Below are 22,798 nucleotides of genomic sequence, written 5' to 3' on the forward strand. Positions count from 1 at the left end.
AGTCCGGTCATAGTACGCGTTCAATCAACCTCTCAGAACGCGCCTGACAACAGATGACCGGCGTTTGGCACTTTGGCTTCCAGCCCCAGGGTTTTCAGTATCTGATAAACGGTGGCGACCGAGGCGGACAATACCGGCTTGTCGAGCCGATCCTGCACGACCTGAATCGCAGGCAATGACGGCATCTGCACACAGCATGACAACACCACACCATCCGCCTGGCCGATATTCAAACGATCGGCATGCGCCACAAGATTCATCGGATCAAGACGCCCTACCGCCAGATTGTCGGCCACCTCCAGACTGATGGAGTCTGTCACTTCGATCCCTGCAGCTTCGATGTAATCAATCACTTGCTGAGTCAGCGGCTTCATGTACGGCGTAATAATCGCGACTTTTTTGTAGCCCAGCACATTAAGGCTATCGATCAGTGCCCCTGCCGAACTCAGCACCGGGGTTGGTGCTTCGTTCCCGGCAACCACGTTGCCAAGACGTTCCTGGGACACTTTGTGATAACCCGCGCCCTGGCACATGATCGCCACCAGACAGGCGTAAGCCATGACATCAACACGTGCGTCGCTCAGTTCCAGCGCGCAACGGTCGCTGTCGATGTCCATTTTTTTCAGCTCTTCCGGGCTGACCTTCATCATGCGCATGCGCGCCGAGTGAAAAGTGAAGTGCTCTTCGGGGAACAGCGAGTAACGCGAGGTCAACATCGCCGGAATTTCGGTTTCCATGGTGGTGTTGGAGCTGGGGACGATCTGCCCGATACGGAAATTCTTCATTGTTCTGCCCTCGACAAAGCAAACGATCCAAAGATCACAGGCTTGCGATGCTAGAAGCGCTGAACGAGCGCGTACATCAGGCATTGATGAGGCTGCCATCGCGGATGACGATGGCTATCCGGCAGATGAACGGTGTAACAAACCGCTGGTTTACCCTGCCCGAACAGCCATTTTAGCGCCGCCCAATTTGCCCAGAAGCCCTCGCTCTGCTAGTGTCGCGCCGGTTTAACCTCTACCGGAATAGCCCCCATGGCCCGCAAGAAAGCTGCACTGGATTTCGAACAATCACTCGCTGATCTGCAAACGCTGGTAGAGCGTCTGGAGAACGGCGAGCTGTCGTTGGAAGACTCGCTGACTGCCTTCGAGCAAGGTATTCGCCTGACTCGCGAATGCCAGGGCGCGCTGGCGCAAGCCGAACAGAAGGTTCAAGTGCTGCTCGAACGCGACGGCGAACTGGCCGAAGAGCCATTCGACGCGGAACAACCTGAATGATCGCGACTTATCAGGCACTGAGTCAGACCCGCGTAAACGCGGCGCTGGAAGGTCTGTTTGCAGCACCCGCTCCAGAATTGACCCGCCTGTACGCCGCCATGCGCTACAGCGTGATGAACGGCGGCAAACGCGTGCGCCCGCTGCTGGCCTACGCAGCCTGCGAAGCGCTGGGCGGTAACGCTGAGGATGCCAACGGCGCAGCCTGCGCCGTTGAGCTGATCCACGCATATTCGCTGGTTCATGACGATTTACCGGCGATGGACGATGACGATCTGCGTCGCGGCCAGCCAACGACTCACAAAGCGTTCGACGAAGCCTGCGCGATTCTGGCCGGTGACGGCCTGCAAAGCCTGGCCTTCACGGCTCTGCTCGACCCACGCCTGACCTCGCGAGATGCCGAAGCACGTCTGCAAATGGTCAGTGCCTTGGCGTTGGCCGCTGGCCCTGCCGGGATGGTCGGCGGTCAGGCCATCGACCTGGGTTCGGTAGGCCTGAAGCTGGATCAGGCAGCACTCGAATTCATGCACCGGCACAAGACCGGCGCGCTGATCGAAGCCAGCGTAAAGCTTGGCGCACTGGCCAGCGGTAATGCTGACCAGACCCGACTCGATGCGTTGCAAGTCTATGCCCGGGCCGTTGGTCTGGCATTTCAGGTGCAGGACGACATTCTCGACGTTGAAAGCGATACCGAAACCCTTGGCAAACGCCAGGGCGCAGACATCGCCCGCGACAAGCCAACGTATCCGGCACTGCTAGGGCTGGAACCTGCCCGGCTGTACGCCTTGCAACTGCGTGATCAGGCCATAGACGCCCTGCGACTTTTCGACGCGTCGGCTGATCCGCTGCGTGAGCTGGCTCGTTTCATCGTCGAACGGCGCAACTGATCCCTGCAACACGACTGCAAATACTCCGAACCGGCCTTGTCTGGCCGGGTCAGAAACGTGTGTTCCCCAGGTTTGCCGACGTATCAAAAACTGCACTTCATGGGCAGCATGCGATGCATCAGGTAAACTGCCGCCTCTTTTACTTATAACGATTCGCCTGATGCCCACGACGTTTAAAGAGATTCCCCGCGTGCGCCCAACCACGCCGCTGCTCGACCGCGCTGATACGCCGGACGGCTTGCGTCGCCTGGGCGAAGCCGAGCTGGAAGACCTGGCCGATGAACTGCGCCTGGAGCTGCTCTATTCCGTTGGCCAGACCGGCGGGCACTTCGGTGCCGGCCTGGGTGTGATCGAGCTGACCATCGCCTTGCATTATGTCTTCGATACCCCGGACGACCGTTTGGTCTGGGACGTGGGCCATCAGGCGTATCCGCACAAGATCCTCACCGGCCGTCGCCAGCGCATGAACACCCTGCGCCAGAAAGACGGTGTTGCCGCCTTCCCGCGCCGCAGCGAGAGCGAGTACGACACTTTCGGCGTCGGCCACTCCAGCACCTCGATCAGCGCAGCATTGGGCATGGCCATCGCCGCCCGTCTGCAAGGCAGCGACCGCAAGTCCATCGCCGTCATCGGTGATGGCGCGCTGACTGCGGGGATGGCGTTCGAAGCGCTGAACCACGCGCCTGAAGTCGCCGCCAACATGCTCGTCATCCTCAATGACAATGACATGTCGATCTCGCGCAACGTTGGCGGGCTGTCGAATTATCTGGCAAAGATTCTTTCCAGTCGCACTTACAGCAGCATGCGTGAGGGCAGCAAAAAGGTTCTGTCGCGTTTACCCGGTGCCTGGGAAATTGCCCGCCGCACCGAGGAATACGCCAAAGGCATGCTGGTGCCCGGCACCCTGTTCGAAGAGCTGGGCTGGAATTACATCGGGCCTATCGACGGCCACGACCTGCCAACCCTGATCGCCACGCTGCGCAACATGCGTGACCTCAAAGGTCCGCAATTCCTGCACGTTGTGACCAAGAAAGGCAAAGGCTTCGCACCCGCCGAAGTCGACCCGATCGGCTACCACGCCATCACCAAACTGGAGCCACTCAATGCTCCGGCCGTTGCCCCGAAAAAGGCCAGCGGGCCGAAGTATTCCGGTGTGTTTGGTCAGTGGATCTGCGACATGGCCGAGGCTGACTCACGTCTGGTGGGTATTACCCCAGCGATGAAGGAAGGCTCGGACATGGTCGAATTCGCCGAGCGCTTCGCGGAGCGCTACTTCGACGTGGCCATTGCAGAGCAGCACGCTGTAACACTGGCTGCGGGCATGGCCTGCGAAGGCGCCAAACCAGTAGTAGCGATCTACTCCACCTTCCTGCAACGCGGCTATGACCAACTGGTGCATGACGTGGCGGTGCAGAACCTCGACGTCCTGTTCGCCATCGACCGCGCAGGCCTGGTGGGCGAAGACGGCCCGACCCACGCGGGCAGCTTCGATCTGTCGTACTTGCGCTGCATTCCGGGCATCGTGGTCATGACGCCGAGCGACGAAAACGAATTGCGCCTGATGCTTAGCACCGGCTACCTGCATAACGGCCCCGCCGCTGTGCGCTATCCACGGGGTACCGGGCCGAACGCAGTGATCGAGAGCGGCCTCGCACCGATCGAAATCGGTAAAGGCATCGTTCGCCGTAATGGTCAGGGCGTTGCCATTCTGGTGTTCGGCGTGCAATTGGCTGACGCGCTTAAAGTCGCAGATAAGATCGACGCCACCGTAATCGACATGCGCTTCGTCAAACCGATTGATGAGGCACTGATCCGCGACGCTGCAGCCAATCATGAATTGCTGGTGACCGTCGAAGAAAACGCCGTCATGGGCGGTGCCGGTGCTGCCGTCAGCGAGTTTCTGGCACGGGAAAACATCCTCAAGTCCGTGCTGCATCTCGGCTTGCCGGATGTCTACGTTGAACACGCCAAGCCTGCACAAATGCTGGCTGAGTGCGGATTGGATGAGGCGGGTATCGAAGCGGCGATCAACGAGCGACTAGTGTTGATTGGCTAATCGTTGAAAGCATCAAAAAGAAAGGCGCTCATTGAGCGCCTTTTTTTGTGCAGTTTGGTTGATGACTGGCAGCGAATGGCACTGTGTCCCGATAACGCTCTGTCGCTAAGCAAACACAGAACTGTAGGAGTGAGCTTGCTCGCGATTCGATTTTTCTGTTTATGAATCATCGACTGGCCTGACGCTATCGCGAGCAAGCTCACTCCTACAGGGGGATGCATTTCACCCGATGACTATGCGTCTCGCTAAGCAAACACGGATCTTTAGGGGCGCACGAGCAGCGCGAGGCCGCGATGGCGGCTTGTCTGATATACCGCCATCGCTGGCCTCGTAACCTCGGTGAGCCCCTACAGGAAATGTGCGCGTATTTACGCTAAACAGCTGCCTCTAACGCCTCGATATCACCTGAAACAATCATCTGCAGATTCCGGGTAATTTTCTCTATGGGCCAGTCCCACCAGGCAATGGTCAAAAGTCGCTCGCTGACCTCAGCGGGGAAGCGGTGTTTCAGGACTTCGGCCGGGTTACCGCCGACGATGCTGTAAGCAGGGACATCACTGACTACGACCGAACGCGAAGAGACGATCGCCCCGTCACCGATGGTCACGCCAGGCATGACCAGCACGTCGTAGCCCATCCAGACATCGTTACCCACCACGGTATTGCCTTTATAGGGCAAGTCTCCCGGCTCAGGGGTGACCTTCTCCCAGCCACTGCCAAAGATTTGAAACGGATACGTCGAGATGCCACTTATCTTGTGGTTGGCACCGTTCATGATGAATTTAGTGCCCCGCGCCAGTGCGCAGAATTTGCCAATGATCAGTTTGTCGCCAATGAACGGGAAGTGATAAAGGACGTTGCGCTCGAAGTTTTCCGAATCTTCGGGGTCATCGTAGTAGGTGTAATCGCCCACAATGATATTCGGATTGTTGAGGGTGTTCTTAATGAAACACACCTGCGGAAAGCCGTTCATTGGGTGGGGATTTTTCGGGTCAGGTCCGTTCATGGAAAGCTCCTTTTTCATGCAAGTACACACAGCGCCTACAGGTGGCAGTACTTCAAACCAGTTGCCGGGGTAAGCGGTAAAGATACAGAAGCACCGCACTGGAGAACGCCAACAGCAGCAGCGGAACCGTTTCCAGCCCGACAAAAACCGCCAGTGCAGCGATCCATGCCGGCAACCCCGCAGTCAGAAACGCCACGCGACGGGCGTCAGCGAGGTTGATCCAGGCCGCGGACTCTTCAGGGGTTTCACGGGCAGCGCCGGTAGCGATCAGCGCGTGTTTGTAGCGGCCGAATGGCTTGAGGCTGACAAACATCGATAGCAGCCCGACAACGAAGAGTGGCATCGCCAGCACGGGAAAAATGGCGTTTTTGCTATCGAACGCGCCATTGATCACAAACAGCGGCGCCAGGGTCAACACCAGTTGCCACCACCACGCGAGAGCGAAGCGGCGTCTGGTGTTGTGGCGATTCAAGCGCGATCAGCCTCGCCCTGGTGCTCATTGCCCATCATGTGCCCGAGCTTGCCGGCCTTGGTCGCCAGATAGAGCTTGTTGTGCGGGTTATGGCCGGTGTGCAGCGGTACACGCTCGGCAACGTTGATGCCCATCTCGGTCAAGGCTTTGACCTTGCGCGGGTTGTTGGTCATCAGACGCAGGGATTCGACCCCCAGGTGCTGCAGCATTGGCAGGCAGATAGCGTAATCGCGCTGGTCTGCGGCAAAACCCAGACGCTCATTGGCTTCAACGGTATCAGCACCACCATCCTGCAGTTCGTACGCGCGAACCTTGTTCAGCAGGCCAATGCCCCGGCCTTCCTGACGCAGATAGAGCAAAACGCCGCGACCTTCAGAAGCGATGGCACGCAAGGCAGCTTCGAGCTGTGAACCGCAATCACAACGCTGACTGAACAACGCATCGCCGGTCAGGCATTCGGAATGGACACGCCCCAGCACTGGAGCACCATCGGATACGTCGCCCAGGCTCAACACAAGATGTTCGCGACCGGTCGCATGCTCAAGAAAGCCATGCATGGTGAATTCGGCAAAAGGGGTAGGCAGCTTGGAAGCGGCTACAAATACGACGGGCACCGTGTGCTCCTGATCAGTATGGGACTGGAAATTCGCAAGGCACGCATTGTAGCAGCACGCCTCGGCAGACGCTTATGCCGAATTGTGGGGCATACAGATCGGGAAGTTAGATTGATGCCCTGTGGGAGCGTGGCTTGCCCGCGATAAGGTTGAACGCGATTCACTTTAGATCGCGTCCAGACTTATCGCGGGCAAGCCTCGCTCCCACAGGAAAGCACATTGCGGCTCAAATCCACGCCCAGACCCAGACGATTCCCTGCATCGCCGCCCAAGCGAATACGCCCGCTAGCACGTCATCGAGCATGATCCCGACGCCACCGTGCACCTTGCGATCGATCCAGTGAATGGGCCATGGCTTGAGAATGTCGAAAAAGCGGAACACCAGGAACCCCACCAGCAGCCAGACCCAGCCCTCGGGCACTAGCCACAAGGTGATCCACATGCCGACCATTTCGTCCCAGACGATGCCTTCGTGGTCGTGTACGCCCAGATCATCCGCGACTTTGCCGCACAGCCAGAAACCGAACAGCATGGTGATGCCGAGCATCAGCCAGTAGCCCCAGTCCGGAAGCATTTGCCACAGCGGAATGAACGGCACGGCAACCATGGAACCCCAGGTGCCCGGCGCTTTGGGCAGGGTGCCGGAGCCGAAACCGAACGCCAGGAAGTGCCACGGGTTGGTCCAGACCGAAGGTGGAACGAATTCCGCCGGGACCTGCTTTGGATGATCTGTCACGGTGTCTCCCGAAAATGTTGGTAGCCGCGTGCCAGGACAGGAATGTCGTGACCCATGGTGTCGATCAGCGCGACGCCCTCGCCCGCCTCGACTCGCCCGATGACATGGATGGGTAATCCTGCGTCGAGCAAATCCTGTAAGTGTTCTGGGGGCAACGTGAACGCCAGCAAATAATCATCACCACCACTCAACGCTGCTTCCCTCGCGTCCTGCTGCCCGATAAAGGCTAGCAAAGGCTCGGACATCGGCAGCTTTTCCTGCTCGACCAATAGCCGGACTTTCGATGCCCGCGCGATATGCCCGCAGTCGGCCAACAGACCATCGGAGATATCCAGGGCGGCGCTGGCCTTGCCGCGTAGCGCCAGCCCCAGGGTAAATTGCGGTTGTGGCGACCAGTAGCGCGCCAGCAACGCCTCTGCGGTAGACGCCTCAGTGGTGCGCTGGTTCAACACAAGCGGCAATGCACCCGCCGCATCGCCCAACGGTCCACCGACACACAGCAGATCCCCCGGACGTGCGCCGCTGCGAGTCAACGCCTGCCCCGTCGGCACGCGACCGAATACCGTGACTGTCAGGCTTAATGGCCCCCGAGTCGTATCGCCGCCCACCAGTCGCAAGCCGCAACCCTGCGCCATGAGGTTCAAACCTTCGGCGAAAGCCTTCAGCCAGTCGACAGATACGTCAGGGAGGGTCAACGCAAGGGTAAATGCAACGGGCGTGGCGCCCATGGCCGCCAGATCACTGGCAGACACGCCAAGCGCACGCTGGCCGAGCAGGAAAGGATCGCAAACGTCAGGGAAATGCACGCCGATGACCAGCGTATCGGTAGAGATCGCCAACTGCTCACCAGGCGGTAGCGTCAGCAAAGCGCAGTCATCACCAATCCCCAGCGCCACACCTTCACCCGCTTGCGCACAAGGCGCAGCGGCGAAGTAATTGCGGATCAGCTCAAACTCGCCCATCAGGATCTCGTTGTTGTGTTCTCAGCCTGTATTTGCGTTGCTCCTATCGCGGGCAAGCCACGCTCCCACAGGAGATCGCATTCCCTGTGGGAGTGTGGCTTGCCCGCGATGAAGGCGACCAGATCTTAGCGCTTGTACGCTTTGACTTCAGCTTCACGCAGGCGCGGGGCCAGTTTGTCCAGGACGCCATTGACGAACTTGTGGCCGTCAGTGGAGCCGTAGACTTTCGCCAGCTCGATACCTTCGTTGATCACCACGCGATACGGCACGTCGACGCGCTTGAGCAACTCGTAGGTGGACAGACGCAGGATGGCCAGTTCAACCGGGTCGAGTTCTTCAATGGTCAGGTCCAGACATGGCGTCAGGGCCGCATCGATTTCGTCGATGTTGGTCGGTACGCCGCGCAGCAGCTCACTGAAATAAGGGCCGTCGACGTCTTTGAAATCGTTATCGACGCGGAACTGCGCTTCGATTTCATTCAGCGAATGACCCGCCATGTGCCACTGGTAAAGCGCTTGAGTGGCCAACTGACGGGCTTCCCGGCGCTTGACGCTCTTGGATGGCTTGCCAGCGTCCGCAGGTTTTGGATCGCGCGGATTGAACTGATCGCTGTCGTCGGAAATCACTTGGCCTCCAACTGCGCCAGCAGGCTGACCATTTCAAGAGCAGACAACGCAGCTTCTGCGCCTTTGTTACCGGCTTTGGTGCCGGAACGCTCGATGGCTTGTTCGATGGTGTCGACAGTCAGGACGCCGAAAGCAACCGGCACGCCGAACTCCATGGAAACCTGGGACAGGCCTTTGACGCATTCGCCAGCCACGTATTCAAAGTGCGGAGTACCACCGCGGATCACTGCGCCGAGAGCGACGATGGCGGCGAACTCGCTGCGCTGGGCAACTTTCTGCACGACCAGCGGGATTTCGAAGGCACCCGGAGCGCGGATGATGGTGATATCGCTTTCTTTGACGCCGTGGCGTACCAAAGCATCAACAGCACCGCTCACCAGACTTTCCACGACGAAGCTGTTGAAACGGCCAACTACCAGAGCGTAGCGGCCTTGGGGAGCGACGAAGGTACCTTCGATGGTCTTCAGGGTCATTCGTGTAAGTCTCGTATTAAAGAGCAAGTACGCCTTGGGGCGGACTATAGGGATGTTAGGCCACGAAACAGATCAGCCGGTGGCACGCACAAAAGCGTACCACCCGACCGGTCTTTATTCGGAGGGCACGTATTCTACAACTTCCAGATCGAAACCGGATATCGCATTGAACTTCATTGGCGAACTCATCAGGCGCATTTTACGCACACCGAGGTCACGCAGGATCTGCGAACCGGCCCCCACGGTGCTGTAAGTGGTCGGCGATTTGATCGGCAATTGCCCGGCGGTTTCACGAATATGCGCCAGCAGCACATCGCCATCCAGCGGGTGACCGAGCAACAGGACAACACCGCTGCCCGCCTCGGAAACCTTGGTCATCGCGGCGCGCAGGCTCCAGCGGCCAGGCTGTTTGACCATCAAAAGGTCACGCAGCGGGTCCATGTTATGCACCCGCACCAGGGTCGGTTCTTCTGCGCAAATCTTGCCCAGCGTCAGTGCGAGGTGGACGTCACCTTCCACTGAATCGCGATAGGTCACCAGGTTGAACTGGCCCAATTCGCTGTCCATTGGCTGCTCGGCAATCCGCTGAACGGTACGTTCATGGATCATCCGGTAGTGAATCAGGTCGGCAATCGTACCGATCTTGATGTCGTGTTCCGCCGCGAAAGCTTCCAGTTCAGCCCGACGCGACATTGTGCCGTCGTCGTTCATCACTTCACAGATCACGCCGCTTGGCTCGAAACCGGCCATGCGCGCCAGGTCACAGGCTGCCTCGGTGTGCCCTGCCCGGGATAATGTACCGCCGGCCTGAGCCATCAACGGGAAAATGTGGCCGGGGCTGACAATGTCTTCCGCTTTGGCGTCTTTGGCCGCTGCAGCCTGCACGGTGCGGGCACGGTCAGCAGCAGAAATGCCAGTGGTCACGCCTTCGGCAGCTTCGATGGACACGGTGAACTTGGTGCCAAAACCGGATCCGTTACGCGGTGCCATCAGTGGCAGCTTGAGAGCCTCGCAGCGCTCACGGGTCATCGGCATGCAGATCAGACCACGCGCGTAGCGGGCCATAAAGTTGATGTGTTCAGCCTTGACGCACTCGGAAGCCATGATCAGATCGCCTTCGTTCTCGCGATCTTCGTCATCCATGAGGATGACCATTTTGCCCTGGCGAATATCTTCAACCAGTTCTTCGATACTATTGAGCGCCACTCGGCACCCTCCTTCAATTCAGGATTTGAGGTAGCCGTTGGCGGCCAGGAAGCTTTCGGTGATGGTGCCTGACTGCCCTTTCGAGGAGTCGGCGGCCTTGTCGCCCATCAGCAAACGCTCCAGATAACGCGCCAGCAAATCCACCTCAAGGTTGACCTTACGGCCCGGACGGTAGTCGGCCATGATGGTTTCGGCCAGGGTATGCGGCACGATGGTCAGCTCGAACTCGGCACCGTCAACGGCGTTCACGGTCAGGCTGGTGCCATCGACCGTGATAGAACCTTTGTGCGATATGTACTTGGCCAGCTCGCGGGGTGCGCGCACTTTGAACTGGATAGCGCGGGCGTTTTCCTCACGGGAAACGATCTCGCCAACGCCATCGACATGGCCGCTGACCAGATGGCCGCCCAGACGTGTAGTCGGGGTCAGGGCCTTTTCCAGATTGACCGGGCTGCCGGTCTTGAGATCGATGAACGCCGTGACGTCGAGGGTTTCACGGCTGACGTCAGCCCAGAAGCCATCGCCGGGCAGCTCTACAGCAGTCAGGCAAACGCCGTTGACCGCGATGCTGTCGCCCAGTTTGACGTCGCTCAGATCAAGTTTGCCCGTCTCGACATAAACACGGACATCGCCGCCTTTAGGGGTGATGGCGCGGATGCTGCCGATGGATTCGATGATGCCAGTAAACATGGGTCCTCCAGGAGAACAAGCCCAGCGCGCTGAGCGAAAGGCCGAAATTATACGCCGGGTGGGAGCTTGGGGGTTGCAATGACTCGCCAGTCATCACCCACGGCGCGTATATCCGTAATTTTCAGCTCAAAAGCCTCGCTCATCTGCGCCAGCGGCAGATCAAGCAATGGGCGAGCAGAAGAGCCAAGGAACTTGCCTGCGACGAAAATCTGGAATTCATCCACCATCCCCAGGCGAGTAAACGCCCCGGCGAGACGCGGGCCCGCTTCGATCAGCACGTCGTTGACACCGCGAGCCGCCAGCTCGATCAGTAACTTGCGCAGGTCTACATGACCGCCGCTGCCGGCCAGGGCCAACATGTCGTGGCCTTCATCGTGATAACGCTCGCGGGCTGACGCGGCAGCGCAGGTCACCACCAACGCATGCCCGGCCTGAAAGAACGGCGCATCCAGCGGCACCCGCAATCGGCCGTCGATCAACACCCGCAGCGGCGGACGCGTCATGGCCAAGCCGGTGAGCTCGGCATTCAGGCCCAGCTCATCAGGACGTACAGTCAGGCGAGCCTTGTCGGCCAGCACGGTGTCAGCGCCAGTCAACACGACACTCGATTGCGCACGCAGACGCTGTACCGCCCCACGCGCAGCCGGGCCGGTGATCCATTGGCTTTCGCCGCTGGCCATGGCGGTGCGACCGTCCAGGCTCATGGCGAGCTTGACCGTCACATACGGCAAGCCTTTGATCATGCGCTTGAGGAAGCCTTTGTTCAGCGCCCGGGCTTCGTCTTCCAGAACCCCGCACTGCACCGAAATACCGGCATTCATCAAACGCAGCAAACCGCGTCCGGCAACATCGGGATTGGGGTCCTGCATGGCTGCGACCACTCGCGCCACGCCAGCATCGACCAGCGCATCGGCGCACGGCGGTGTGCGGCCATGGTGGCTGCAAGGCTCCAGCGTCACATAAGCCGTCGCGCCTTTGGCCTTGTCGCCCGCCTGACGCAAGGCATGCACTTCGGCATGCGGCTCGCCAGCGCGAGCGTGCCAGCCTTCGCCGACAATCTGGCCGTCGCGCACGATCACGCAGCCGACTCGTGGGTTGGGATGGGTGGAGTAAATCCCTTTGCGCGCCAGTTCCAGCGCGCGCGCCATGTAATGGGTGTCCAGCGCGGTTTGCTCAGTCAACGAAGCACTCACTCTTTAGCTGGCTCGCGAGCCAGGCGATCGATTTCTTCGCGGAATTCGTTGAGGTCCTGAAAACGCCTGTAAACAGAAGCAAAGCGGATATACGCCACTTCGTCGAGCTTTTGCAGTTCGCCCATGACCAAATTGCCCACCACCAGCGACTTGACCTCGCGCTCGCCAGTCGCGCGCAGCTTGTGCTTGATATGCACCAGCGCTGCTTCCAGCCGCTCGACGCTGACCGGTCGTTTCTCAAGAGCGCGCTGCATACCGGCGCGCAGCTTCTCTTCATCGAAGGGCTGACGGCTACCGTCTTGCTTGATCAAGCGTGGGAGCACCAGCTCGGCTGTTTCGAACGTCGTGAAACGCTCACCGCACGCCAGGCATTCGCGACGACGACGAACTTGATCGCCTTCGGCAACCAGGCGGGAATCGATGACTTTGGTGTCATTGGCACCGCAGAAGGGACAGTGCATGGTGGCAGGCAACAAAAATAGGAAGGGCCGCCATGGTAGCGCATCCCGCTGGCAAGACAAGTCTTGGACTTTGCGCTATATAGACGCGCATCTGGCGCGGTGTTCAGCGATACTGCTGGCCATTGGGCTATTTATCGGCGCTTGCGGGTAATTTAGCGTTACCGTCATTGAGCGGTTTGCTGCTGTCCTTCGTATTGATTTTTTTTGTTGGAGCTGTTCATGACGCTACGACCGCTGATGTTGCTCAGCCTGATTGGCCTGCTTGCCGCCTGCAGCAGCAATGAGACACCTGACACTGCCCCGGCCAAACCTGCCACGGTGCCCGTTGTTAAAGTACCGGCCGGTCCCGGCCCATTGCAGCCCTTCCAGCGAGAGCTGAGCGGCCAGTTGCTGGGCGTACCGGCTGGCGCCGAAGTTGAATTGGCGCTGCTGGTGATCGACGAGCGCGGTCGTCCGCAGAAACTGCTGACCAGCACCAAGCTGCAAGGCAACAATCAGTCGCTGCCCTTCCAGCTGCGTTTCAATCCGGAAGCCTTCCCGGTGGGTCAGCGCGTAGAACTGCGCGGCCGTGCCAGCAAGTCTGGGCAATTGATCCTGCATCTGCCGTCGATGCGTATTGAACAACCCGTCACACAAGCGCTGGGGCCTTTGCAGTTCGAAACCGCTCCATGATTGCACCGCAACACCTGCAACAGGCACTCAGCGAATTGCTCGGCGATGCACAACTGGTCGCCACAGCACTGCCGGACACCGATTTGCGGCTGTGGCTGATCGACGCCGAGAACATGGATCGCGCCTTCAGCCCCGAAGAAACCCGACGCGTCCTTGAAGAGCCGCCGTACTGGAGTTTCTGCTGGGCCAGCGGCCTGGCACTCGCGCGGTTTCTGGCAGAGCAACCGCATTGGGTCGCCGGTAAGCGAGTGCTGGATTTTGGCGCAGGCTCTGGTGTTGCAGGGATTGCAGCGGCTAAAGCGGGCGCACTTGAAGTGGTGGCCTGTGATCTTGACCCGCTGGCCCTTGAAGCCTGCCGCGCCAATGCTGAACTGAACGGCGTGCAGTTGAGCTACTCGGCGGACTTCTTTGCCGAAGCGGATCGCTTCGATTTGATCATCGTCGCTGACGTGCTCTACGACCGGGCCAATTTACCCCTGCTGGATCAGTTTCTCAGTCGCGGGCGACAAGCATTGGTGGCGGATTCGAGAGTGCGGGATTTTCAGCACCCGGCTTATCAACGGCTGGATATCTTTGAAGCGCACACCTTGCCGGATCTGGCCGAACCCCATGAGTTTCGTCACGTGAGCCTGTATCACGCTGCCCGAGTTGAAATGCAATCCCCTGTTGGAGCGAGGCTTGCCCGCGAAGAACGATAACGCGTTGTCCTTGCCACACCGAGGCGACTGATTCGCGGGCAAGCCTCGCTCCCACAGATCCCTCTACTCATCGCTTTGCGCAAACCCAAGCGCCCTTTATAGTTGGCCCCATTCAGATCCCCCGAGATTCGCAATGAACCAGGACACTACCTACATCTTTGACGCTACGGCGGCGACCTTTCAGCAACTGGTCATCGACAAGTCTTTCGACCAGCCCGTACTGGTGGACTTCTGGGCCGAATGGTGTGCGCCCTGCAAAGTGCTGATGCCATTGCTGGCGCAGATCACTGAAAGTTATCAGGGCGAATTGCTGCTGGTGAAGGTCGATTGTGACGCCGAGCAAGACATCGTCGCCCGCTTCGGCATACGTAGCCTGCCGACGGTTGTGCTGTTCAAGGATGGTCAGCCCATCGACGGTTTCACCGGTGCGCAGCCTGAATCAGAGATCCGCAAGATTCTCGAACAGCACGTGGTCATGCCTGCGCCAGTCGCCGCTGACCCGCTGAAGCTGGCTCAGGAAATGTTCGCTGAAAGCCACTTCGCTGAAGCCGAAGCAGCTTTGCAACAGATTCTGACTGAAGACAACACCAACGCCGCAGCGCTGATTCTTTACGCACGCTGCCTGGCGGAGCGCGGTGAACTGGGCGAAGCACGACAAGTCCTGGACGCGGTGAAGACTGACGAACACAAAGCTGATCTGGCCGGTGCTCGTGCGCAGTTGACCTTCCTGGCTGAAGCCAAGGCATTCCCGGATGCGGCAGAGCTCAAGGCTCGTCTGGCGCAAAACCCGCAGGATGACGAAGCCGTGCATCAACTGGCGATTCAACAACTGGCCCGCCAGCAATACGAAGCGGCGCTGGAAGGCTTGTTGAAGCTGTTCATCCGCAACCGCAACTACGCCGACGGCTTGCCACACAAAACCCTGCTGCAAGTCTTCGATCTGCTGGGCAACGACCACCCGCTGGTCACTGCCTATCGTCGCAAGTTGTTTGCTGCGCTGTACTAAGCCTCTGGCATCAGGCGCCTGTGCCAACCCAGCTGTAGAGCGGCGCGTCCTGCCCGCTCTCGACCTTGACTTGCGAACTGTGGCGCAAGCGCACTAACAGGCGCTTGCCTGCCGCTGTGCTGCCGGTCAGACCTTCCAGTTGATCCAGCAACTCAGGGCCATTTATCTGCCCGGCGTTGCGCAGCAGATCCAACGCGATCTGCCAGATCTTGTCGTCCTGACTGGCCGGTTTGCTGACCACGGCTGCGGCGGCGGCTTCAGGTTTGGCGGCTTTGAGTTGAGCGCCAAGCTGCGCCCAATCGCCTTCGTCAAGCTCCAGCGTCAAATCCACCGGCCAATCGCCAACGGTTCCACGAATACGCAACATGGGTGCTTCCTCTTTTTTTGCAGGGGGACATGCTCGCATAGATTCATCTTTTTGCGCTGGGCTGTAGACGCTGCCGAAGGCTGCGAATTCGGCATGCCATGAGATTGCTTCGCAGCCTTCGGCAGCTCCTACAGAGGTACAGGTAGCAGTATTTGTGGGAGCAGAGCTTGGTCTGGGCGGCATTCCGACGATACAGGCGCCGCAAATGTCAGGTCGATCGAGTCCAGTCTTATCGCGGGCAAGCCCTGCTCCCACAGGGGATCTGTGTTCAGGCAGAGACCATTCCTACACTCTGAATCGCTATCGTTACCTCGTGGATCGCATCCCGCATCGGTAATGTGCGCCGGTCGTTGCCGCAGCAGCGAACGGGTTTCGCAGCCCGATTGTCGTAAGTTTCCACGAACAGCTAGCCTGTAAGTTATATGGCCGCTGTGCGCGGGACATCTTCGGATGTGCCGGGACCCTTACGACTCGGTCTGCGAACCTGCGCACAGTTGCCACCCATTCGAATCGCAGCGTTTGAAGGCAACTCCAGAAAATCGTAAGGAGCTTCAAATGAAATCAAAAAGAAATTCTCACCACACCATCGACTGCCTCCACGAAGCCAGAACCCAAGGCTTCGCCTACCTCACGCCTGATGAGCATCGACTTATAGAAACCCTGCGCTGGACCACTCACGCCGGGCGGACAACTATTTACACGTTGGCTCAAGACCTGCGGCGGGCGCGGCCCTGGGGTCAGCGCGTTTAATCATTGGAATACATCACCCGGTAGGAGGCAACTTGTTGGCGAGGCATTGGACCTGCGCAACCAGAACGACTGTCTCGCCAACAAGTTGCCTCCTACCGGGGAAGTGATCCTTACCCAAATCCAAATTCCAGCTCACGCCCGCGACAATAATTGTTATAAGATCACATAACGATCTTTATCCAGTCATGTCCGGAGTCTGTTTTTATGCGCCGTCTGCTGCTCGCTTTGCCCTTCGCCCTGCTTCCACTCGCTATGGCTAATGCGGCCCCCGAGCATGATCACGACCACGAGCACGGTAGCCTCGGCGCGCATGAGCACGGTGTGGGTCGGCTGGACGTTGCGCTGGTCGGCGGCACGCTGGAGTTCGAACTGGACAGCCCGGCCATGAACCTCGTCGGGTTTGAGCATCTGGCTACCAGCGCCGAAGACAAAGCCAAAGTAGCCTCGGCCAAAGATGTGCTGCTCAAGCCCCACGCCCTGTTCAGCATCCCTGAAGCTGCCGAGTGCAACGTGGTTTCCCAGAAGCTGGAAAGCCCATTGTTCGGTGACAAGCCTGAGGCTGACGCGGACCATGATCACGATCATGACGCCAAAGACGCCCACGATGAGCACGAGCACAGCGAAATCCACGGCACTTACAAATTCACCTGCAAGGTCCCGGCCGTGCTGAAAACCCTCGACCTGTCGACCATCTTCAAATCGTTCCCGGGCACCGAAAAACTTCAGGTTCAGTTGATCTCGCCAAAAGGCCAGTCAGGTGCCGAAGTACGCCCGAGCAATCCAAGCCTGAAATTCTGATTCAGCTATTGTTGAAAACCGACCGGGCTTGCCCGGTCGTTTGATTTACACTCAGCCGGATTCCGAAGACGGTTATGACCCAAGCACTTATCGAATTGGCAGACCTTGGCTTCACGTGGCCAGGCCATGCGCAATTGCTGGATATCCCGGCGTTCCGCCTGGAACCGGGCGAAACACTGTTCCTCAAAGGCCCCAGCGGCAGTGGCAAGACAACGCTGCTGGGTTTGCTGGGCGGCGTGCAGAAACCCAATCGCGGCAGCATTCGCCTGCTGGGTCAGGAGCTCACCGAACTATCATCCGGTGAGCGTGATCGTTTTCGCGTCAATCACACCGGCTATATCTTCCAGCAGTTCAACCTGCTGCCGTTTCTCTCGGTGCGTGAAAACGTCGAGTTGCCGTGTCACTTCTCGAAAGTCCGCGCCGAACGTGCGAAACAGCGCCACGGCAGCGTAGAAAATGCCGCCGTAACACTGTTGGCTCATCTGGGTTTGAAAGACCTGGAGATGCTCAGTCGCCGCGCCGACTCACTGTCCATCGGCCAACAACAACGGGTGGCGGCCGCACGAGCGTTGATCGGTCAGCCCGAATTGGTGATCGCGGACGAACCGACCTCCGCGCTGGATACCGACGCACGGGAAGCGTTCATCAAGTTGTTGTTCGCCGAATGCCGCGAAGCAGGCAGTAGCCTGTTGTTCGTCAGCCACGACCAGAGCCTGGCACCGCTGTTCGACCGCAGTCTGTCGTTGTCCGAACTCAATCGCGCCGCCGTCGCCGCAGAGGTTTGAGATGTATTTGTTTCGCCTAGCCATGGCCAGTCTGGCTAACCGTCGTTTCACCGCTTTCCTTACCGCATTCGCCATTGCCTTGTCGGTCTGCCTGTTGCTGGCGGTGGAGCGCGTGCGTACCGAAGCCCGCGCCAGTTTCGCCAGCACCATCAGCGGCACGGATTTGATCGTCGGCGCTCGCTCCGGCTCGATCAATCTGTTGCTGTATTCGGTGTTCCGTATCGGTAATGCAACCAACAATATTCGCTGGGACAGCTTTGAAGAAATCGCCCAAAGCAAACAAGTGAAATGGGCCATCCCGATTTCCCTGGGTGACTCCCATCGCGGTTATCGAGTGATGGGTACCAACGAAAACTACTTCGAGCATTACCAGTTTGGCCGCCAGCAACACCTGGAACTGGCACAAGGTCGGGCCTTTGCGACGGACCCCTTTGAAGTGGTGCTCGGCGCCGAAGTGGCCGATGCCTTGAAATACAAACTCGGCGACAAGCTGGTGCTGGCCCATGGCGTAGCGGCGATCAGTCTGGTCAAACACGACGACAAACCGTTTACCGTGGTCGGTATTCTCAAGCGTACCGGCACGCCAGTGGATCGCACGTTACACATCAGCCTCGGCGGCATGGAAGCGATCCATATTGACTGGCAAAACGGCGCGCCCGCTCACGGCAACGGACGCATTTCTGCTGATCAGGCGCGCAATATGGACCTGACGCCCAAAGCAATTACCGCGTTCATGCTGGGCTTGAACAGCAAGATCGCCACCTTCTCGATGCAGCGCCAGATCAATGAATTCCGCGGTGAGCCGTTGCTGGCGATCCTGCCGGGCGTGGCCCTTCAGGAACTGTGGAGCCTGATGGGTACGGCCGAAAAAGCCTTGTTCGTGATTTCGCTGTTCGTGGTCCTGACCGGTTTGATCGGCATGCTCACGGCCATTCTTACAAGCCTTAACGAGCGACGCAGAGAGATGGCAATTCTGCGCTCAGTGGGCGCCCGCCCCTGGCATATCGCAACGTTGCTGATCATGGAAGCCTTCGCCCTGGCACTCGCGGGAGTGGTCAGTGGCATGGTCCTGTTATACGTCGGCATCGCTTCTGCACAAGGCTATGTACAGAGCAATTACGGCCTGTTCCTGCCGCTTTCGCTGCCCAGCGAATATGAATGGACGCTACTCGGTGGCATTCTGGCTGCCGCGTTGTTGATGGGGGTTGTGCCTGCGTGGCGCGCCTATCGGCAGTCGCTGGCTGATGGCTTGTCGATTCGTTTATGAGGACGTTGAACATGCGGCGCCTGTTGTTGGTTTTGCTGTTGTCAGTCAGCTCACCGTTGTGGGCGGCCGAGCCGAAGGTGCTGACCTGGGAAGAAATGATCCCGCCGGATGCGCCAAAAATCGCGCCGATCACTGCGCCCATTCATGACCTGTCGAAACTGTCCGATGCGCTGTCAGTGGAGTCAGCGCCCGCTGCGCATCAACAATCGCCCCATGCCCCAGTGGTCAAGGCGCTGGATGGCAAGAATGTGCGCTTGCCGGGTTATATCGTGCCGCTGGAAGTCAGCGAAGAAGGCCGCGTTACGGAGTTCCTGCTGGTGCCGTATTTTGGCGCGTGCATCCACGTGCCGCCACCGCCTTCGAACCAGATCGTACATGTCACCAGCGAGCTGGGCGTGAAGGTTGAAGAGCTTTATCAGCCGTACTGGATCGAAGGTCCAATGCAGGTCAAAGCCTCGACCAGCGAGTTGGCGGACGCGGGCTACAGCATGGAGGCAGACAAGATCCTGGTTTACGAGTTGCCCGATAATTAGGCCCACCTGCGGGGGAGTTTGCCTTTAAATTCGCGCAATCCCGTGGGACAGGATTCAGCTGGGAAAGCAGGACTCCTGACAAAGCAGATGCAGTGGATGTGCTGGCCCTTTCGCGAACAAGTTCGCTCCTACCGGCGTGGCACAAAAGATCGTTTCACGGGTTTCATTGCGATTTCATTGAGCTGTGTCAAAGCCTTGGTTCAGACGCTCCGTACCATTGGCGACAGACAACTTGAATCGCCTTTTGGAGCCCTCATGAACAAGACCCTGCTCAGCGCTTCCCTCTGCGCGCTGGCGCTCAGCGCCCCTTTCGCCGCTCAGGCTTACGAGGCGGGTGATTTCATCGTGCGTGCCGGTGTCGCGCACGTTGAACCAAATGAAGACAGCGGTGAGGTGAAACTCGACGGCACCAAAGTCTCCGGCACCAAGGCAACCGTTGATGGTGAGAACCAGCTTGGCCTGACGTTCGGCTACATGATTACCCCGCACGTGGGTATCGAATTGCTGGCCGCAACACCTTTCAGCCACACCGTTTCGGTCAAAGGTCTGGGCCCGGGCCTGGATGGCAAACTGGCAGATGTTAAGCAGTTACCGCCGACCCTGTCGCTGCAGTACTACCCGATGGAAGCGTCGTCGAAGTTCCAGCCCTACGCGGGTGTCGGCATCAACTACACCACGTTCTTTGACACCGACCTGACTGGCAATCGTAAAAGCCAGGGCTTCAGCAACCTGAAGATGAAAGATTCCGTCGGCCTGGCTGCACAAGTCGGCATGGACTACATGCTGACCGACAACATTTTGGTTAACGCCTCAGTCTGGTATGTGGACATCGACACTGAAGCGACTGTCGACGGCCCTTCAGCCCTGAGCGTTGGCAAGACCAAGGTGAGTGTGGACATTGATCCGTGGGTTTATATGGTGGGGGTGGGTTACAAGTTTTAAGACGCGGCGCACACTGGACCTGTAGGAGCTGCCGAAGGCTGCGAAGCATTTCTTCTGGCACACCGCGATCGCAGCCTTCGGCAGCTCCTACAGGTCAACGGTTTGCAGTAACCGCCCACAAAAAAAGCACCTCAAGGGTGCTTTTTTTGTGGGTCTGGATCAGCGACCGAGCAGTTTCGCCAAGCCCACTTTCAACGGCGTCGGCTCATCCAGGGTAAACCGCTCCAGCAGGCGCTGGTTGTTCGCTCGTGAGTGGCGGATGTCGCCGGAACGCGCGGTTTGATATGTCACTTGTGGCTGTTTGCCCACGACGTCTGCCAATGCCGTCAGCAACTGGTTCAACGAAGTGGTCTGGTTCAGACCCACATTGACCGCACCCGACTCGACCTGCGGCAGATCCAGTGCTTGAGTCAGCAACTTGACCACGTCGCCCACGTAGAAGAAGTCCCGTGTTTGTTCGCCATCGCCAAACACTGCGATGGGCAGGCCCTTTTCTGCACGCTCGGCAAAGATACTGATCACACCCGAGTAAGGCGAGGAAGGATCCTGGCGCGGGCCAAAGATGTTGAAGAAACGAAAGATAGCCGGCTCCAGACCATGCTGGCGGCCGTAGAAGTCGAGGTAGTGCTCGCTGGACAGCTTGTCCGAGGCATAAGGCGTCAACGGCGCTTTGGGCGTGTCTTCGCTGATGGCTTCGCCTTCGCCATTGTTCCCATAGATCGCAGCACTGGAGGCAAAGACTACGCGCTTGATACCGGCTTCGCGCATGGCTTCACACACGTTCAACGTGCCAATGAAATTGCTCTGGTGCGTACGTACCGGGTCATCCACCGACGCTTGCACCGAAGCGACTGCTGCCAGATGCACAACCGCTTTGCAGCCCAGCGCAGCGCGCTTCACCAGAGCGGCATCGGCAACATCACCCTCGATCAATTCGATAAGCGGGTTATCCAGCGCAAGGTTGCTGCGCTTGCCGGTGGAAAGGTCATCGAGAATGCGCACCGAATGCCCTTGGGCCAGCAGCGCGTCGGCCAGATTAGAGCCAATAAATCCGGCACCGCCGGTAATCAGGACAGGAAGATCAGACATGACGGTAATAACGGTCCAGAAGGCTCGGCAACCCGGCACGCCATGCACGAGGTTTGACGCCGAAGGTATGAAGGATTTTCTTGCAGGCCAGCACGCCATGTTGAGGCTCGTCTGCTGCGTCGGGACGTGCAGCATGGGCCTGCGCAGTTGGTGACTCTATTGCCAGAGGATGCAACAAACGGGCTTCGGTGAGAATCGCCTGCCCAAGCGCCAGCGGCGTAGTAGCCTCATGACCGGCGTAGTGGTAAGTACCCCAAAGAGGCGCTTCACAGTCGAGCTGCTTGAGGACGGCAATCATGACCCGCGCGGCATCGTCGACGGGCGTCGGGTTGCCACGTCGGTCGTCGGCCATCAACAACTCTTGCGTTGATTCGGCGCGCTTGAGAAAACGCCCCAACACACCCTCGGCACTGTCATCGAGTAGCCAGCCGAACCGCAGCAGCAGGTGTTGCGGGCAGGTAGCGCGCACACTTTGCTCGATACGCAACAGTGCCTGGCCACGTGCACCCAACGGCACCGGTTCGTCTTTCTCACTGTAGGCGGTAGCCCGCGAACCATCGAACACCCGATAGCTGGAAGGCTGCAGTAGAACAATGTTGTGGTGCTGGCACAGCTCGGCGAGGCGCTCAACAGAGCGTTCCTGACTGGACAGGCGCGCGTCGCTTACGGATTCCGCCTGAAACCAGTCGAAATAGTAGGCAAGATTGATCAAGGCATCGGGGCGGGTGTCATCAAGCAGTTGCGTCAGACTCGCTGCATCCCATCCGTCTTGCGGTGGACGCGGTGCCAGGAAGCCAATGTCTTCCTCTGCACCCAGACGAATCAGCGCCTGCCCGAGGGCATTCCCGCCGCCCAACAGCATAAGGCGCATTCGCATAGAGTCAGCAGGCTCGGTATCAAATTCAGTCGAAATATTATGTGTAAAACGCCTGCAAACATATCACGTCGGCGCTTAACCCCCAACCGTTGAGGGCTGTGGGATTTTTCTGCCCTGCATGCAGGCACAGGATTAACCCTCAGGCCTGTTGAATGCTGCGCCTGTGGGAGCTGGGCTTGCCCGCGATGAAGCTGGACGCGATTCACTTTCGATCGCGTCCAGCTTCATCGCGGGCAAGCCCAGCTCCCACAGGCGCAGCATTCCAGCTCAAAATGCCAGGGTTATAATTCTCGGCGCTCCCCCAGCCACCGATCAAAGGCGCTTGCATCTTCCCCGTGCCACCCTCATTAATTTGCCC

27 protein-coding genes are annotated in these 22,798 nt (G+C 58.7%); 12 read left to right on the forward strand and 15 right to left on the reverse strand.

Annotated features, from left to right (window positions below):
* Positions 1 to 32: 32 nt before the first annotated feature.
* On the reverse strand, positions 33 to 785 hold the full coding sequence (locus tag K3169_RS27070; RefSeq protein WP_027901903.1) for an Asp/Glu racemase: 753 nt from the start codon (positions 783 to 785) through the stop codon (positions 33 to 35).
* Between the two features lie 249 nt (positions 786 to 1,034).
* Between K3169_RS27070 and K3169_RS27075 the strand changes: the two genes are divergently transcribed.
* From K3169_RS27075 to dxs, 3 genes are all read left to right on the forward strand, one after another.
* On the forward strand, positions 1,035 to 1,277 hold the full coding sequence (locus tag K3169_RS27075) for an exodeoxyribonuclease VII small subunit (protein ID WP_027901904.1): 243 nt from the start codon (positions 1,035 to 1,037) through the stop codon (positions 1,275 to 1,277).
* A complete protein-coding gene (locus tag K3169_RS27080; protein WP_027901905.1) occupies positions 1,274 to 2,161 on the forward strand; it encodes a polyprenyl synthetase family protein in 888 nt (295 codons plus the stop codon). The genes K3169_RS27075 and K3169_RS27080 overlap by 4 nt, the downstream gene beginning before the upstream one ends.
* Positions 2,162 to 2,321: 160 nt before the next feature.
* A complete protein-coding gene (dxs, locus tag K3169_RS27085) occupies positions 2,322 to 4,217 on the forward strand; it encodes a 1-deoxy-D-xylulose-5-phosphate synthase (RefSeq protein WP_263269008.1) in 1,896 nt (631 codons plus the stop codon).
* A 373-nt stretch (positions 4,218 to 4,590) separates the two neighbouring features.
* Here the strand turns inward: dxs and K3169_RS27090 are convergent, their stop codons facing one another.
* The 11 genes from K3169_RS27090 to nrdR form a co-directional block, all read right to left on the reverse strand.
* On the reverse strand, positions 4,591 to 5,223 hold the full coding sequence (locus K3169_RS27090) for a Vat family streptogramin A O-acetyltransferase (RefSeq protein WP_411567018.1): 633 nt from the start codon (positions 5,221 to 5,223) through the stop codon (positions 4,591 to 4,593).
* 52 nt (positions 5,224 to 5,275) lie between these two features.
* Positions 5,276 to 5,695, reverse strand: a complete 420-nt coding sequence (locus K3169_RS27095) for an MFS transporter (protein WP_263269011.1) — start codon at positions 5,693 to 5,695, stop codon at positions 5,276 to 5,278.
* Positions 5,692 to 6,309 (reverse strand): GTP cyclohydrolase II, encoded by a 618-nt coding sequence (gene ribA, locus K3169_RS27100; RefSeq protein ID WP_027901909.1) that lies wholly within the window; start codon positions 6,307 to 6,309, stop codon positions 5,692 to 5,694. Before ribA ends, K3169_RS27095 begins: the two co-directional genes overlap by 4 nt.
* Positions 6,310 to 6,535: 226 nt before the next feature.
* Positions 6,536 to 7,045 (reverse strand): phosphatidylglycerophosphatase A, encoded by a 510-nt coding sequence (locus K3169_RS27105; RefSeq protein WP_027901910.1) that lies wholly within the window; start codon positions 7,043 to 7,045, stop codon positions 6,536 to 6,538.
* Complete coding sequence (gene thiL / locus K3169_RS27110) at positions 7,042 to 8,007, reverse strand: thiamine-phosphate kinase (RefSeq protein ID WP_263269012.1); 966 nt, start codon at positions 8,005 to 8,007, stop codon at positions 7,042 to 7,044. The genes K3169_RS27105 and thiL overlap by 4 nt, the downstream gene beginning before the upstream one ends.
* 125 nt (positions 8,008 to 8,132) lie before the next feature.
* Complete coding sequence (gene nusB, locus K3169_RS27115; protein WP_027901703.1) at positions 8,133 to 8,633, reverse strand: transcription antitermination factor NusB; 501 nt, start codon at positions 8,631 to 8,633, stop codon at positions 8,133 to 8,135.
* Entirely contained in the window at positions 8,630 to 9,106 is a 477-nt protein-coding gene (gene ribE / locus K3169_RS27120; RefSeq protein ID WP_027901702.1) for a 6,7-dimethyl-8-ribityllumazine synthase, read from the reverse strand. The genes nusB and ribE overlap by 4 nt, the downstream gene beginning before the upstream one ends.
* Before the next feature lie 114 nt (positions 9,107 to 9,220).
* Positions 9,221 to 10,312: a bifunctional 3,4-dihydroxy-2-butanone-4-phosphate synthase/GTP cyclohydrolase II gene (gene ribBA / locus K3169_RS27125; protein WP_027901701.1), complete on the reverse strand. Its 1,092-nt coding sequence runs from the start codon at positions 10,310 to 10,312 to the stop codon at positions 9,221 to 9,223.
* An 18-nt stretch (positions 10,313 to 10,330) separates the two neighbouring features.
* Positions 10,331 to 11,002 carry a riboflavin synthase gene (locus K3169_RS27130; protein WP_027901700.1) on the reverse strand — a complete coding sequence of 224 codons (672 nt, stop codon included), beginning with the start codon at positions 11,000 to 11,002 and terminating at the stop codon, positions 10,331 to 10,333.
* 47 nt (positions 11,003 to 11,049) lie between these two features.
* A complete protein-coding gene (gene ribD, locus K3169_RS27135) occupies positions 11,050 to 12,150 on the reverse strand; it encodes a bifunctional diaminohydroxyphosphoribosylaminopyrimidine deaminase/5-amino-6-(5-phosphoribosylamino)uracil reductase RibD (protein WP_231666968.1) in 1,101 nt (366 codons plus the stop codon).
* A gap of 41 nt (positions 12,151 to 12,191) precedes the next feature.
* Positions 12,192 to 12,656 (reverse strand): transcriptional regulator NrdR, encoded by a 465-nt coding sequence (nrdR, locus tag K3169_RS27140; protein ID WP_027901698.1) that lies wholly within the window; start codon positions 12,654 to 12,656, stop codon positions 12,192 to 12,194.
* 219 nt (positions 12,657 to 12,875) lie between these two features.
* Here nrdR and K3169_RS27145 point away from each other — a divergent pair, with 219 nt between their 5' ends.
* The 3 genes from K3169_RS27145 to trxA all read left to right on the forward strand — a co-directional run bounded on the left by K3169_RS27145 (position 12,876) and on the right by trxA (position 15,032).
* Entirely contained in the window at positions 12,876 to 13,328 is a 453-nt protein-coding gene (locus tag K3169_RS27145) for a hypothetical protein (protein WP_027901697.1), read from the forward strand.
* Positions 13,325 to 14,026 carry a class I SAM-dependent methyltransferase gene (locus tag K3169_RS27150; RefSeq protein WP_263269017.1) on the forward strand — a complete coding sequence of 234 codons (702 nt, stop codon included), beginning with the start codon at positions 13,325 to 13,327 and terminating at the stop codon, positions 14,024 to 14,026. The genes K3169_RS27145 and K3169_RS27150 overlap by 4 nt, the downstream gene beginning before the upstream one ends.
* Positions 14,027 to 14,159: 133 nt before the next feature.
* Positions 14,160 to 15,032 (forward strand): thioredoxin, encoded by an 873-nt coding sequence (gene trxA, locus K3169_RS27155; RefSeq protein ID WP_231666948.1) that lies wholly within the window; start codon positions 14,160 to 14,162, stop codon positions 15,030 to 15,032.
* Between the two features lie 10 nt (positions 15,033 to 15,042).
* Here trxA and K3169_RS27160 read toward each other — a convergent pair whose 3' ends face one another.
* Positions 15,043 to 15,399 (reverse strand): hypothetical protein, encoded by a 357-nt coding sequence (locus tag K3169_RS27160; RefSeq protein ID WP_122398187.1) that lies wholly within the window; start codon positions 15,397 to 15,399, stop codon positions 15,043 to 15,045.
* 555 nt (positions 15,400 to 15,954) lie between these two features.
* Here K3169_RS27160 and K3169_RS27165 point away from each other — a divergent pair.
* The 6 genes from K3169_RS27165 (at position 15,955) to K3169_RS27190 (ending at position 20,474) form a co-directional block, all read left to right on the forward strand.
* Complete coding sequence (locus K3169_RS27165) at positions 15,955 to 16,149, forward strand: hypothetical protein (protein ID WP_122398188.1); 195 nt, start codon at positions 15,955 to 15,957, stop codon at positions 16,147 to 16,149.
* 204 nt (positions 16,150 to 16,353) lie between these two features.
* Positions 16,354 to 16,947, forward strand: a complete 594-nt coding sequence (locus K3169_RS27170; RefSeq protein WP_122398139.1) for a DUF2796 domain-containing protein — start codon at positions 16,354 to 16,356, stop codon at positions 16,945 to 16,947.
* Positions 16,948 to 17,021: 74 nt separating this feature from the next.
* Positions 17,022 to 17,732, forward strand: coding sequence for an ABC transporter ATP-binding protein (locus K3169_RS27175; protein ID WP_027901693.1), 711 nt, complete (start codon positions 17,022 to 17,024; stop codon positions 17,730 to 17,732).
* Between the two features lies 1 nt (position 17,733).
* Positions 17,734 to 18,999: an ABC transporter permease gene (locus K3169_RS27180; RefSeq protein WP_027901692.1), complete on the forward strand. Its 1,266-nt coding sequence runs from the start codon at positions 17,734 to 17,736 to the stop codon at positions 18,997 to 18,999.
* Positions 19,000 to 19,010: 11 nt separating this feature from the next.
* Positions 19,011 to 19,532 (forward strand): DUF3299 domain-containing protein, encoded by a 522-nt coding sequence (locus K3169_RS27185; protein ID WP_231675658.1) that lies wholly within the window; start codon positions 19,011 to 19,013, stop codon positions 19,530 to 19,532.
* Positions 19,533 to 19,787: 255 nt separating this feature from the next.
* Positions 19,788 to 20,474: an OmpW/AlkL family protein gene (locus tag K3169_RS27190; protein WP_263269018.1), complete on the forward strand. Its 687-nt coding sequence runs from the start codon at positions 19,788 to 19,790 to the stop codon at positions 20,472 to 20,474.
* A 159-nt stretch (positions 20,475 to 20,633) separates the two neighbouring features.
* Here the strand turns inward: K3169_RS27190 and K3169_RS27195 are convergent, their stop codons facing one another.
* A complete protein-coding gene (locus K3169_RS27195) occupies positions 20,634 to 21,563 on the reverse strand; it encodes an NAD-dependent epimerase/dehydratase family protein (protein WP_231675659.1) in 930 nt (309 codons plus the stop codon).
* On the reverse strand, positions 21,556 to 22,440 hold the full coding sequence (locus K3169_RS27200; RefSeq protein ID WP_049827086.1) for a sugar nucleotide-binding protein: 885 nt from the start codon (positions 22,438 to 22,440) through the stop codon (positions 21,556 to 21,558). The genes K3169_RS27195 and K3169_RS27200 overlap by 8 nt, the downstream gene beginning before the upstream one ends.
* Positions 22,441 to 22,798 lie beyond the last annotated feature (358 nt).

This window comes from Pseudomonas phytophila (assembly GCF_025643095.1).
Lineage (GTDB): Bacteria > Pseudomonadota > Gammaproteobacteria > Pseudomonadales > Pseudomonadaceae > Aquipseudomonas > Aquipseudomonas quasicaspiana.

Bases quoted from the DNA above. Each gene is read 5' to 3' on its own strand.
- K3169_RS27185 (WP_231675658.1), top strand. From the start codon at position 19,011: ATGCGGCGCCTGTTGTTGGTTTTGCTGTTGTCAGTCAGCTCACCGTTG.
- K3169_RS27075 (WP_027901904.1), top strand. From the start codon at position 1,035: ATGGCCCGCAAGAAAGCTGCACTGGATTTCGAACAATCACTCGCTGAT.
- K3169_RS27200 (WP_049827086.1), bottom strand. From the start codon at position 22,440: ATGCGAATGCGCCTTATGCTGTTGGGCGGCGGGAATGCCCTCGGGCAG.
- thiL (WP_263269012.1), bottom strand. From the start codon at position 8,007: ATGGGCGAGTTTGAGCTGATCCGCAATTACTTCGCCGCTGCGCCTTGT.
- dxs (WP_263269008.1), top strand. From the start codon at position 2,322: ATGCCCACGACGTTTAAAGAGATTCCCCGCGTGCGCCCAACCACGCCG.
- K3169_RS27130 (WP_027901700.1), bottom strand. From the start codon at position 11,002: ATGTTTACTGGCATCATCGAATCCATCGGCAGCATCCGCGCCATCACC.
- K3169_RS27080 (WP_027901905.1), top strand. From the start codon at position 1,274: ATGATCGCGACTTATCAGGCACTGAGTCAGACCCGCGTAAACGCGGCG.
- K3169_RS27150 (WP_263269017.1), top strand. From the start codon at position 13,325: ATGATTGCACCGCAACACCTGCAACAGGCACTCAGCGAATTGCTCGGC.
- nrdR (WP_027901698.1), bottom strand. From the start codon at position 12,656: ATGCACTGTCCCTTCTGCGGTGCCAATGACACCAAAGTCATCGATTCC.
- K3169_RS27190 (WP_263269018.1), top strand. From the start codon at position 19,788: ATGAACAAGACCCTGCTCAGCGCTTCCCTCTGCGCGCTGGCGCTCAGC.
- ribE (WP_027901702.1), bottom strand. From the start codon at position 9,106: ATGACCCTGAAGACCATCGAAGGTACCTTCGTCGCTCCCCAAGGCCGC.
- K3169_RS27070 (WP_027901903.1), bottom strand. From the start codon at position 785: ATGAAGAATTTCCGTATCGGGCAGATCGTCCCCAGCTCCAACACCACC.
- K3169_RS27165 (WP_122398188.1), top strand. From the start codon at position 15,955: ATGAAATCAAAAAGAAATTCTCACCACACCATCGACTGCCTCCACGAA.
- K3169_RS27175 (WP_027901693.1), top strand. From the start codon at position 17,022: ATGACCCAAGCACTTATCGAATTGGCAGACCTTGGCTTCACGTGGCCA.
- trxA (WP_231666948.1), top strand. From the start codon at position 14,160: ATGAACCAGGACACTACCTACATCTTTGACGCTACGGCGGCGACCTTT.
- K3169_RS27090 (WP_411567018.1), bottom strand. From the start codon at position 5,223: ATGAACGGACCTGACCCGAAAAATCCCCACCCAATGAACGGCTTTCCG.
- K3169_RS27160 (WP_122398187.1), bottom strand. From the start codon at position 15,399: ATGTTGCGTATTCGTGGAACCGTTGGCGATTGGCCGGTGGATTTGACG.
- K3169_RS27170 (WP_122398139.1), top strand. From the start codon at position 16,354: ATGCGCCGTCTGCTGCTCGCTTTGCCCTTCGCCCTGCTTCCACTCGCT.
- K3169_RS27180 (WP_027901692.1), top strand. From the start codon at position 17,734: ATGTATTTGTTTCGCCTAGCCATGGCCAGTCTGGCTAACCGTCGTTTC.
- ribD (WP_231666968.1), bottom strand. From the start codon at position 12,150: ATGGCGCGCGCGCTGGAACTGGCGCGCAAAGGGATTTACTCCACCCAT.
- K3169_RS27145 (WP_027901697.1), top strand. From the start codon at position 12,876: ATGACGCTACGACCGCTGATGTTGCTCAGCCTGATTGGCCTGCTTGCC.
- K3169_RS27195 (WP_231675659.1), bottom strand. From the start codon at position 21,563: ATGTCTGATCTTCCTGTCCTGATTACCGGCGGTGCCGGATTTATTGGC.